The following is an 11,568-nucleotide window of genomic DNA, read 5'->3' as shown; positions in this document are numbered from 1 at the left end:
GGATAGACGACCTCGAAAGCGAGGCGGCTAGGTCGCCCCGCAACCCGGCGAAGTCAAGGCGCGGACGGCTTAAACCTCAGTCGTCGCGGTGAACGCGTTCGCGGCGTTCGTGGCGTTCCTGGGCTTCGACCGACAGGGTCGCCGTCGGACGGGCTTCCAGACGACCCAGGCTGATGGGTTCGCCCGTGTCCTCGCAGTAGCCGTAGGAGCCGTCCTCGATCCGGCGCAGCGCGTCGTCGATCTTGGAGATCAACTTGCGTTGGCGGTCGCGGGTGCGCAACTCCAGCGCGCGATCGGATTCCGAAGACGCCCGGTCCACCAGATCGGGGTGGTTTTCGGTTTCGGCCTTCAGATTGACGACCGTGCCCTTGGACTCGCGAAGGATCTCATCCTTCCAAGCCAGCAGCTTCTTCTTGAAATAGGCTTGCTGCCGTTCGTTCATGAACGGCTCGCTGTCAGACGGCCGATACGGGCCGGTTTCGTCGGACACAACGGACGCCAAGGCGCTCATCGATCTCACGCTCTCTAACACGCCCCCCTGTGGCGTAGATGGCCGTATAATCAGCCCGTCGAGTCGCGGCAACGCGGTTCTCGATTCCGTGATGAAAATAGGGCGACTAACCGCCTGACAGTGGCAAAAGTCACTCACTGCCAAAGCTTAGCCGCCTGATGTCAGACGATTATTTCGTATCAGGGGCGGTTGCGGCGCATTTCCGCCTTCGCCAGTTCGACTGAGGCGCGCAGGTCGATCTGATCCAGCAGGGCGCCCAAGTCCTTGTCGTCGTCGGCGGCGCGCTCCTCGCGCAGGCTCCGCGCCAGTCGATCCAAGGCCCCCTCGTCGGCGTCGCCGTTCAGCAGAGCCAGCTTGATTTCGTCAAGGCGATCCAGAAGACCGCTGCCGCGCCGGATCGCACGGCGTCGCTTCTCCAGCGGCCCCTCGACCCCTTGAAGGGCCATCAGGGCCGAGACGTCGGAGACCCCACCTGTTGCTGCGCTGGCGGTCGTTGCAGCGGGCGCGGACGGCGCTGCGGCCTGCCCCAGCGAAAAGCCGCTGGCGGATCGCGTCGGACGTGTGCTGGCAGGCGTGCTGACGCCGTTGGGGCCGACAACCTTCATGTGCAGGTGCTCCGCGTCATGAAACCATGGATGACCGGCGGCGATGACTGTTTGGTTAACGCCCCGGCAAATCCTGCCGCTTCTCTGACCGTCAAAGGCTGACCGACATTGAATTCACGTCGTTAATTCTCCGGCACGATCCTCGCACTGATGACGGCGTAACGTTGCGTGGACGCCTGACCGATGCAAAATCTGCTTGCCCGCCTGATCGCCTCCGTCGCCGCGACGCTCGTCGTCGCCGGCGGCGCGACCTCGGCGTTGGCCCAGTCGCAGTCGCGTATCAAGGATATCGCCGCCGTCGAGGGCGTGCGCGGCAACCAGTTGGTCGGCTACGGCATGGTCATGGGTCTGAACGGGACGGGCGACTCCCTACGTAACTGCCCCTTCACCCGCCAGTCGCTGGAAGGCATGACCGAGCGGCTGGGCGTCAATATCCGCGGCGCCAACGCCAACACCAAGAATATGGCCGCCGTCATGGTCACGGCCGACCTGCCGGCCTTCGCCACGCCCGGCTCGCGCATCGACGTGTCGGTAGCCTCCATGTGCGACGCCAAGAGCTTGCTGGGCGGTTCGCTGGTCGTCACCAGCCTGCAAGGCGCGGACGGTCAGGTCTATGCGGTGGCGCAGGGCTCGGTCCAGACCGGGGCCGTCTCGGCGTCGGGCGGGTCGGGGTCGTCGGTGACGCGCGGCGTGCCGACCGCCGGTCGCATCGCCTCTGGCGCGCTGGTCGAGCGCGAGACCGGCTTCCAGATGGCCAATATGAACGAGGTGCGCCTGAATCTGCGCAACCCCGACTTCACCACCGCCCAGCGCGTAGCCGCCGTCGTCAACGCCGCCTATCCAGGGTCGGCCCTGGCCGAGAACGGCACGGTCGTGTCCCTGCGCGCGCCCGGCGAACTTGGCATGGCGGGCTTCATCAGCCGGATCGAGAACCTGGCCGTCAGCGTCGATACGCCCGCCAAGGTCATCATCGACGAGGTCAACGGCGTCATCGTCATGGGGGACGCCGTGCGCATCTCTCGCGTCGCCATCGCCCAAGGCAACCTGACCATATCGGTGGACGAACAGCCGCAGGTCAGTCAGCCGGCGCCCTTCAGCCGGGGCCAGACCGCCGTCGTCCCCTCGACCCAGGTGAACGTCGAAGAGGATCTGGGCACCCAGATGCGGCTGGTCGGCGGCGGCGCCAACCTGTCCACCCTGGTCAACGGCCTGAATGCCCTGGGCGTCAGCCCGCGCGACATGATCAGCATCCTGCAGGCCATCAAGGCCGCCGGCGCCCTGCAGGCCGACATCGAGGTGATGTGAGCATGACCGACCCGACCGTCTCCGCCGATCTGCTGCGCCCCACCGCGGCCGCGCCCACGGCCGTGAATCGCGACAAGATCGCGGAAACCGCCAAGGCCTTCGAGGCCACCTTCATCTCGCAGATGCTGAAGCCGATGTTCGAAGGCCTGTCGACCGACGGCCTGTTCGGCGGCGGCCAGGGCGAGGCGACATGGCGCAGCTTCATGCTGGACGAAATGGCCAAGTCCACGGTGAAGGCGGGTGGCATCGGCCTGAGCAACACCGTCATGGCCGAAATGCTGAAGATGCAGGAGGGCCGGCAATGAGCGACACCGAACTGGCCCAGGCGCGCGTTCGTCAGCTGACGACCCTGACCTTGCGCCTGACCGAGCGACTGAAGGCCGAAACAGCCGCCTTCGCCGATGGCCGTCCTCAGGATGTGGCGGCCGGTCTGTCGGAAACCCAGGAGATGGCCAATCTCTACCGTCGCGATTCCGCCCATGTGAAGGCCAATCCGGCGCTGCTGAGCGGCGCTCCGCTCGAAGATCGCAGGACACTGGTCGACGCCACGCGTGAGTTCGACGCCGTCCTGACTCGTCACAGCCGCGCCGTCGACGCCGCGCGTCAAATTTCCGAGGGCCTAGTCCGGGCCATCGCGGCGGAGGTCACCGCTGCTCGCACACCCGCCTCCGCCTATGCCGCCGACGGCCGCGCCTCGCTAGGCGACGGACGCGCTGTCGCCCTGAATCGAATGGCCTGAACCGCATGGCCTGACTGGGACGGCCCTTCGCCGTTCGCAGATCACGGTTCGCGTCCTAAGGGTCATTGCCTATTTTTTAAGCGACTGTGTGCCAGCATGGCCTCATGACGCTGACCACTCGCCTCCTAGGCCTGGCATTCGCTTCCGCCGACACCCTGGTGGAGGTGGATCCGAAGGGCGTGGTCGCCTTTGCGATCGGCGCGGGCGCCGTGGCCGGCGAGGACGCAGGCGCGACCTGGACGGGCCGTCCCCTGCTCGATCTGCTGCACGATGGCGCCTCCACCCTGACCGCCCTGCAAGGCATGAAGGCCGGCGTGCGTATTCCCGCGACATCGATCCTGGTGGTGGCCGGGCCTGACCGTGTGCGTCGTGCATCGTTCCGCGCCTTCGTCCTGCCGCAGATGGCGCCGGCCGTCTCCTGCGCCATCTCCTATGAAGGCCCGGCCTTCGCGCTGGAGGATCTGGAAACCCGCCCGCTTCTGGAACCGGAGGATTTCCTGGCCGACGCCGGGCGCGTGCTGGAGTCCAACCCCGACCTGGCCCTGTCGTTCCTCGACATTACCGGGTTGGAGAATGTCACCGGCGAAGCCGCCGACCGTCTGAACCGCCGCATCGAGGCCACGCTTCAGTCCGCCGCCGTCGAGGGATCGAGCGCGTCGCAGGTCACCGGCGTCCGCTATGCCCTTCTCCGACACGCCAACGACCGTCGCGACATCGCCGCAGAAATCGTCGAGGCCGGTCGGGCCGAAGGCCTGTCGCTGGGCGCCGAGGCGTTCAGCTCGCCCGTGCCGCCCGGATCGGATTCCCTGTGCGTGCTGCGCGCCATGCGGTTCGCCATTGAAGGCTGCCTGAAGGGCGACGGCCTCGCGAATCCACAGATCGCCTTCGCGGACTCGCTGAAGCGCACCTTCCGCGACGCCGAAACCTTCCGCAGCCTGGTCAAATCACGCGAGTTCCAGGTCCACTATCAGCCCATCGTCCATCTGGATTCTCGAGCGGTCCATCACTTCGAGGCCCTGACCCGGTTCAGCGGCAACAACGGTCCGGCCGAAGCCATTCGCATGGCCGAAGAGCTGGACATGATCGAGTCGTTCGATCTCGCCGTGGCGGAAAAGGTGCTGAAGCGGATGCGCCAGTCCGGCGCCGGCCTGCTGAAGATGGCGATCAATGTTTCGGGCGCCTCGCTGGGCGACGACACCTACGTCGAGCAGTTGCTGCGCATGACCGCCGGCGCGCCCGAGGAACGCCGGCGCCTGATGGTCGAGGTGACGGAAACCTCCGCCGTTGCAGACATCGAAGCCGCCGACCGTCGCCTGGCCGCACTGCGCGAGGCCGGCATAAAGGTCTGCATCGACGATTTCGGCGCAGGGGCCGCCGCCTTCGACTATCTGCGCAAACTGTCCGTGGACTCGGTCAAAATCGACGGGGCCATCGTTCGCGATATCCAGACCGACCAACGCTCCAAGGCCATGCTGCACAGCATCGTCGAAATGTGCCGTTCGATGAGGCTGGAAACCATCGCCGAGATGATCGAGACCGATGGCGTCGCCGCCGAGCTAAAGGCGGCAGGAGTCGAATACGGCCAAGGCTGGCTGTTCGGCCGCGCCGAAGCCGAGCCGCGCACCCAACTGTCCAGCCCGTCGATGGTCCGTCGCAAAGGTGCCGTCGAGGCCTGGGGCTGACCGACCTCAGAGCTGGACCGTGCGCGTGATCTTCAGCGTCGCAAGGAAATCCACGTCGTGGCTCACGACGATCAGGGTGCCGTCATAGGCGTTCAGCGCCTCTTCGACCGACGCGATGGCGTCCAGGTCGAGGTGGTTCGTCGGCTCGTCCAGCACCAGCAACTGCGGCGGCGTCGCGCCCGTCATGACGCAGGCCAGACCCGCCCTCAGCCGCTCGCCGCCTGACAACTCACCGACCCGGCGCTGCGCCGCCGCGTTGCGAAAAAGGAAGCGCGCCAGCGCCGCCTGGGCGTCATTGACCGAGCCTTGCGGGTTCAGCCGTCGCCACGCCTCCACCAGGGTTTCGTCCGGGTGCAGGATCTTGACCTCCTGGTCCAGTAACACCGCACGCACAGGCCGATCGACGGCGCCCGTGGTCGGTGAAAGATCGCCGGTGATCAGCCGCAGCAAGGTCGTCTTGCCCGCGCCGTTCGGTCCCGTGATCGCGACCCGTTCCGGCCCGACCAGCTTCAGGTCGACCGGCCCGACGATCGTCCGCCCCTCAGGTGTCGCCCAGCCGGCCTGGTCCAAGGTCAGCACCGCTCGTCCAGTCGGCAGGCCGGTGGTCGGCATCGGGATCGCCAGCGTCCGCGTTCGCTCTACGCGCGCCTGGGCTGAGGCCAAGGCGTCCTGCGCGGCCGCGGCCTGACGTTCGGCCAGCAAGCCGCCGCGCCCGCCGGTGTTTTCAGCGCGCTCGGCTCGGGCGCCCAGCAGAATTTTCGGTATGTCGCCCTTGGCGGCCTTGCGACGGCCGGCGGCGTCGCGGCGCGACTGAGCCTCCGCGCGCTGCTGAGCCTCGGCGCCGACACGCGTGAGTTCGCGTTGGGCTTCGGCCAGACTCCGCGTCGCCGCCTCGCGCTCCAGCGCTGTTCGCTCGACATAGGCGTCATAGCCGCCGCCGTAGCTGGCGACGCCCAGGCTCGACACCTCAAGGATTCGGTCCATGCGGCGCAACAGGTTGCGATCATGGCTGACCACCACGACACCGCCGTCCCAACGCTCGATGACATCGGCGACCAGCGCCCGCGCCTGCGCATCCAGATGATTGGTCGGCTCGTCCAGCAGGATCAAATTGGGCCGGGTCAGCCTCAATCCAGCCAGCCGCAACCGCGTCTGCTCGCCCCCGCTGAGACTCGACGTCAGGCGTTCGTAGTCCAGGTCAGGCAGCCCGACATCTCTTAGGGCCTCGTCAAGACGAGTCTCCAGCGTCCAGTCCGCCTCGGCCAGATCGTCAGCCGTTCCCTGCCCCACCAAAACCCGTGCCACAACAGCCAGCGCCGTTCCAACGCCCAGGGTTTGAGCGACGGTCTCACCGGGGTTTGGCTCATAGCGCTGATCCAGGACACCGATCGTTCCGGTTCGCGCGACTACCCCCTCAGCCGGCGCGGCTTCGCCCGAGATCAGGCGCAGCAGCGTGCTCTTGCCCGCGCCATTGCGACCGACGACGCCGGTGCGCTCAGGCCCGAACGTCAGGCTCAGATTGTCGAATAGTGTGGCGCTGTCCGGCGTCCTAGCGGCGACCTTGTCGAGTGTCGCGAGTGCGGACGGGGACGCGTTTCGGCTTGGGCTGATTGGCATTGAGGATCACGAGCAGCATGGCGGACAGGGCGGAACCGGTGGCCAATGCGATGATCATGATCGTCAAACCTTCTGCAAAACGCGTCAGAACAGGGAGGATGGGTCGTAATCCCGCAATGCGCAAGTCTGGCGTCGAACACGGCCGCGTGAGAAGCTTGGTGTTGAGGAGACAATCATGAAGACCGTCATCACCCTCGCCATCGTGTCGGCCCTCGCTTGCGCCGCCTGCGCCACCGCGCCGAACGCGCCGCCTACACCCCCGAACTACAGCGCCGTGCCGACCCAGGCGCCGACGCCCAACGCACGGCTTTACGCAGCCTGCCTGGAGCAGGCTGCCGCAGCAGACGCCTATCGTCGCGCGGACAACGGGGACGCCGCAGAATATATCCTGTTCACCTGCACGGGCGCGCCGGCCGCCGCCTTTGCTGCGGCCTTGATCCCTTGGAGCGAGAAGATCGGATCGACATTCCAGCGTGACGGCCGCATCTTCCGCTCGACCGCAAGGGTCGAGGCCGACCTGTTCGGAGTCGATTCCTGCTCGACCGACGCGACGGGCGCGGACGCCATCTGCATCCTGTCGTTCAACGCCGGCGACTTTCTCGACCAATAGGCTGACGGCGTCTAGACCAGCCGTCATGCAAACCCGTTTCCGCATCGAAGACCCCGCCGGCGCCGCCGCGCGGCGCGAGGCCGCCGTTTAGCGCCTGCGTGACGAGACAGGTATCGACGAGACCGTGATCGACGCCCTGGTCGAAGGCTTCTACGCCCGCGTCCGCGACGATGCGCTGATCGGCCCGATTTTCGCGGACCGGATCACCGACTGGGCGCCGCACTTAGCGCAGATGAAGCTGTTCTGGTCGTCCGTCGCCCTGTCCACGGGCGTCTATCAGGGCCGGCCGATGCCGAAACACCTGCCCCTTCCCATTGATGCGCGGCATTTCGATCGCTGGCTGGAGCTGTTCGCCGAAACCGCGCGCACCCTGTGTCCGCCCATCGCCGCCGACTACTTCATTGAACGCGCCCGCCGCATCGCTGAAAGCCTGGAACTGGGCGTCGCCAACGCCAGCGGCGTGCTTCTGGCCAAGGGCGAGCGTTTCGTGCGGCCCACGCAGACGTGGACGCCGGATTGATGCGTCAGCAGCAATGTTCCTACATTGTTCTTGCTTCAATCACACAATTCGTCCCCATATAGCGATGTCGCGCCGGACCCGCCGGCCCTCCTCCGCGTTCTCCGGACAGCATGACCGAAAAGCACAACTTCATCCGCGTTCGCGGCGCCCGCGAGCATAACCTCAAGGGCGTGGATCTCGACATTCCGCGTGAACAGCTGGTGGTGATGACCGGCCTGTCGGGGTCGGGCAAGTCCTCGCTGGCGTTTGACACCATCTACGCCGAGGGCCAGCGCCGCTATGTCGAGAGCCTGTCGGCCTATGCCCGCCAGTTCCTGGAGCTGATGGGCAAGCCGGACGTGGATCTGATTGAAGGCCTGTCCCCGGCTATCTCCATCGAACAGAAGACTACGTCCAAGAACCCGCGCTCGACCGTCGGCACGGTGACGGAGATCCACGACTATATGCGTCTGCTGTGGGCGCGTGTGGGTGTGCCCTATTCGCCGGCAACCGGCCTGCCGATCGAGAGCCAGACCGTCAGCCAGATGGTCGACAAGCTGGTCGCCCTGCCCGATGGTGAGCGCATCCTGCTGCTCGCCCCCGTCGTTCGCGGCCGCAAGGGCGAGTACAGGAAGGAAATCGCCGAGTGGCAGCGCCAGGGCTTCCAGCGGCTGAAGATCGACGGGCAATTCTATCCGATCGATGAAGCCCCGACGCTGGACAAGAAGTTCAAACACGACATCGACATCGTCGTGGACCGGATCGTCACCAAGCCGGATCAGGAAGCCCGCTACGCCGACAGCCTGCAGACGGCGCTGGGTCTGGCCGACGGCATCGCCAATGCCGAATGGGCCTCGACCGCAGAAGGTGAGACGGCGCCGCGCTCTATCCTGTTCTCGGAGCGGTTCGCCTGTCCGGTGTCCGGCTTCACCATCAGCGAGATCGAGCCGCGACTGTTCTCATTCAACAACCCCTTCGGCGCCTGCCCGGTCTGCGACGGCCTGGGGGTCAAGCTGGCCTTCGACGCCGATCTGGTGATCCCGGACCGCGACAAGACCCTGCACAAGGGCGCCGTGGCGCCATGGGCGCGTGGGCCGTCGCCGCTTTACACCCAGACGCTGCAGTCGCTGAGCCTCCATTACGGCTTCTCGATGGACAAGCCGTGGCGCGACCTGCCAGCCCAGGCGCACAAGGCCATCCTGCACGGCACCGGATCGGAAAAGATCAAGTTCGTCTATGACGACAACGCCCGCAAATACGAGGTCTCCAAGCCGTTCGAGGGCGTGCTGCCGAACCTGGAGCGCCGCTGGCGCGAGACCGACAGCGCCTGGGTGCGCGAGGAACTGGCCCGCTATCAATCCGAGACGCCCTGCGACGCCTGCCACGGCAAGCGGCTGAAGCCCGAGGCCCTGGCGGTCAAGGTCGGCGGCGAGGACATCGCCGACATCTCCACCCTGTCGATCTCCAAGGCCTATCTGTGGTTCTCGACGCTGGAAGAGAATCTGACCGAAAAGCAGATGGAGATCGCCCGGCGCATCCTGAAGGAAATCTGCGACCGGCTGCGGTTCCTGAATAACGTCGGCCTGGACTATCTGAACCTGTCGCGGTCCTCAGGCACCCTGTCGGGCGGCGAGAGCCAGCGCATCCGCCTGGCGTCGCAGATCGGCTCGGGCCTTACCGGCGTCCTCTATGTGCTGGACGAGCCGTCCATCGGCCTGCACCAGCGCGACAACACCCGGTTGCTGGAAAGCCTGAAGGGCCTGCGCGATCTCGGCAACTCGGTCCTCGTGGTCGAGCATGACGAAGAAGCCATCCTGACCGCCGACTACGTCATCGACATGGGCCCGGCCGCCGGTGTTCACGGGGGACAGGTCTGCGCCGAGGGTACGCCGGCCCAGGTCATGGCCAACCCCAAGTCCCTGACCGGCAAATACCTGACCGGCGAGCGCGAGATCGAAATTCCCGTCGACGGCCGTCGTCCCATCGACCGCAAGCGGATGCTGAAAATCAGCGGCGCCAGCGGCAACAATCTGAAGAGCGTCACCGGCGAAATCCCGGTCGGCGTCTTCACCTGCATCACCGGCGTCTCGGGCGGCGGCAAGTCCACCTTCACCATCGAAACCCTGTACAAGGCCGCCGCGCGTCGCCTGAACAATGCCTCGGAGGCCCCCGCCCCCTTTGATCGGATCGAAGGCCTGGAGCATTTCGACAAGGTCATCGACATCGACCAGTCGCCCATCGGCCGCACCCCGCGCTCGAACCCCGCGACCTATACCGGCGCCTTCGGGCCCATCCGCGACTGGTACGCCGGCCTGCCGGAATCCAAGGCGCGCGGCTACGGCCCCGGCCGATTCAGCTTCAACGTCAAGGGCGGGCGTTGCGAAGCCTGCCAAGGCGACGGCGTCATCAAGATCGAGATGCACTTCCTGCCCGACGTCTATGTCACCTGCGACGTCTGCAAGGGCAAACGCTACAACCGCGAGACGCTGGAGATTGTGTTCAAGGGCAAGTCCATTTCGGACGTGCTGGACATGACCGTCGAGGAGGCCGCCAGCTTCTTCAAGGCCGTGCCGCCGATCCGCGACAAGATGCTGACGCTGGAACGGGTCGGCCTGGGCTACGTCAAGGTCGGCCAGCCGGCGACCACCCTGTCGGGCGGCGAGGCCCAGCGGGTCAAACTGTCCAAGGAGCTGTCCAAGCGCGCCACCGGCCGCACCCTGTACATCCTCGACGAGCCGACCACCGGCCTGCACTTCGAGGACACCCGCAAGCTGCTGGAAGTGCTGCAGGAACTGGTCGAGGCCGGGAACACCATTGTGGTGATCGAACACAACCTCGATGTCATCAAGGTCGCCGACTATCTGCTCGACTTCGGACCTGAGGGCGGTGACGGCGGCGGCGAGATCGTTGCGGTCGGCACGCCCGAACAGGTCGCGGACAACAAGGCCAGTTGGACCGGCAAATACCTCAAGGAGGTGCTGGATCGGCACGAGGACCGCCGCAAGGCGCGCGTTGCGGCCCTGGGCGGTTCCGTCGATGCTCCGGCTAAAAAGAAAAGGGTGAAGGCGTCGGCCTGATCGTTAGGAAAAGACGTCGGTCGGCTGACCGCCTCGAAGCCCATTCCAGGCCGCTGCGAACGGGGCATACAGCACCGCGAGTTGCAGCGCGGCGAGGAAGGCGTTGACGATCGACGACACCAGGATCGCCGGCCAGGCCTGCATCAGGATCTGACCCAGTCCCTCGCCGTCGAAGCGCGCCAGCGTCTGGATGCCGCCGGTGGCGAGGTCTGCGGCTGCGCCGATGATCATGCCCAGGATGCTGACGATCAGGGACATGATGATGGCGATCACGGCCATGCCCAGCAGCGACCAGAAATGCCCCTTGGTGGCGGCGAACGATTCCACGATGGTGATCTTGCGGCGATCGATCGTCATCGGCACCGCAAGGCTGAACTTGATCGCCAGCCAGACGATCAGGGCGAAGACGGCGAAGATCAGCAGCACGCCGGCCAAGATCAGCAGCGCCTGACCCGACGCCGCGCCGAAACCGATGGCCGCGCCGACCACCATCATGCCGACGCCAGACGCCAGACCGACAGCCAGGCTGACGATCAGACTGACCGCCAGAACGCGGACCTCATCCATGCCAAGGCGCAGATAGCCCCACGACGACTCGGCCGGCCGCAAGACCGAGCGCGCCACGGCCGCGCTCAGCACCGCGCCGACCAGAAGGCCGATGGGCGCGGCCCAGATCAGGGCTCCGGCATAGGTCTGACCCAAGGCCTGAAACTCCGCCATCGACGGGTTGGCCGACTGTTCCAGCGCTTCACCCGCCGCCATCAGGCTAGCCCACTTGTCTGCGCCCAGGCCGAACATGGCGACATAGACGGCCAGATAGACCAGGCCCCAGGCGACCGCGACGATCGGATGCCGGCGAACGACTCGGAAGCCTTCGAAGGCCGCGTCGGTGGCGGAAAAACTCATGACAACTCCGGGAGCAG

11 protein-coding genes are annotated in these 11,568 nt (G+C 66.1%); 7 read left to right on the top strand and 4 right to left on the bottom strand.

Going from position 1 to position 11,568, the window contains the following annotated elements; translation table 11 throughout:
- Positions 1-76: 76 nt before the first annotated feature.
- Together dksA and ASF31_RS11425 are read right to left on the bottom strand one after the other, a co-directional pair.
- Complete coding sequence (gene dksA, locus ASF31_RS11430) at positions 77-511, bottom strand: RNA polymerase-binding protein DksA (RefSeq protein WP_017504616.1); 435 nt, start codon at positions 509-511, stop codon at positions 77-79.
- A gap of 179 nt (positions 512-690) precedes the next feature.
- A complete protein-coding gene (locus ASF31_RS11425) occupies positions 691-1,116 on the bottom strand; it encodes a flagellar assembly protein FliX (protein ID WP_055754769.1) in 426 nt (141 codons plus the stop codon).
- 183 nt (positions 1,117-1,299) lie between these two features.
- On the opposite strand from ASF31_RS11425, the gene ASF31_RS11420 reads away from it, so the two are divergent.
- The 4 genes from ASF31_RS11420 (at position 1,300) to ASF31_RS11405 (ending at position 4,842) form a co-directional block, all read left to right on the top strand.
- Positions 1,300-2,421 (top strand): flagellar basal body P-ring protein FlgI, encoded by a 1,122-nt coding sequence (locus ASF31_RS11420; RefSeq protein ID WP_017504614.1) that lies wholly within the window; start codon positions 1,300-1,302, stop codon positions 2,419-2,421.
- 2 nt (positions 2,422-2,423) lie between these two features.
- Positions 2,424-2,726 carry a rod-binding protein gene (locus ASF31_RS11415; RefSeq protein ID WP_055754768.1) on the top strand — a complete coding sequence of 101 codons (303 nt, stop codon included), beginning with the start codon at positions 2,424-2,426 and terminating at the stop codon, positions 2,724-2,726.
- Positions 2,723-3,160: a hypothetical protein gene (locus ASF31_RS11410; protein WP_055754767.1), complete on the top strand. Its 438-nt coding sequence runs from the start codon at positions 2,723-2,725 to the stop codon at positions 3,158-3,160. The genes ASF31_RS11415 and ASF31_RS11410 overlap by 4 nt, the downstream gene beginning before the upstream one ends.
- A 104-nt stretch (positions 3,161-3,264) precedes the next feature.
- The gene (locus tag ASF31_RS11405) at positions 3,265-4,842 is read left to right on the top strand and encodes an EAL domain-containing protein (RefSeq protein ID WP_055754766.1); all 1,578 of its coding nucleotides are present in this window, start codon (positions 3,265-3,267) and stop codon (positions 4,840-4,842) included.
- Positions 4,843-4,848: 6 nt separating this feature from the next.
- On the opposite strand, the gene ASF31_RS11400 is transcribed toward ASF31_RS11405, so the two are convergent.
- On the bottom strand, positions 4,849-6,459 hold the full coding sequence (locus ASF31_RS11400; RefSeq protein ID WP_055754765.1) for an ABC-F family ATP-binding cassette domain-containing protein: 1,611 nt from the start codon (positions 6,457-6,459) through the stop codon (positions 4,849-4,851).
- Between the two features lie 175 nt (positions 6,460-6,634).
- Between ASF31_RS11400 and ASF31_RS11395 the strand changes: the two genes are divergently transcribed.
- The 3 genes from ASF31_RS11395 (at position 6,635) to uvrA (ending at position 10,645) form a co-directional block, all read left to right on the top strand.
- Positions 6,635-7,069, top strand: a complete 435-nt coding sequence (locus ASF31_RS11395) for a hypothetical protein (protein WP_055754764.1) — start codon at positions 6,635-6,637, stop codon at positions 7,067-7,069.
- 94 nt (positions 7,070-7,163) lie between these two features.
- Positions 7,164-7,589, top strand: coding sequence for a group III truncated hemoglobin (locus ASF31_RS11390; protein ID WP_156356026.1), 426 nt, complete (start codon positions 7,164-7,166; stop codon positions 7,587-7,589).
- Positions 7,590-7,699: 110 nt separating this feature from the next.
- Positions 7,700-10,645, top strand: a complete 2,946-nt coding sequence (uvrA, locus tag ASF31_RS11385; protein ID WP_055754763.1) for an excinuclease ABC subunit UvrA — start codon at positions 7,700-7,702, stop codon at positions 10,643-10,645.
- Positions 10,646-10,648: 3 nt separating this feature from the next.
- Here uvrA and ASF31_RS11380 read toward each other — a convergent pair whose 3' ends face one another.
- On the bottom strand, positions 10,649-11,551 hold the full coding sequence (locus ASF31_RS11380; RefSeq protein WP_055754762.1) for a hypothetical protein: 903 nt from the start codon (positions 11,549-11,551) through the stop codon (positions 10,649-10,651).
- Positions 11,552-11,568: the final 17 nt, after the last annotated feature.

It is taken from the genome of Brevundimonas sp. Leaf280, from assembly GCF_001422455.1.
Classification (GTDB): Bacteria; Pseudomonadota; Alphaproteobacteria; order Caulobacterales; family Caulobacteraceae; genus Brevundimonas.
The sequence above is the reverse complement of the archived record's forward strand: the minus strand, read 5'-3'. Positions and strand labels throughout refer to the sequence as shown.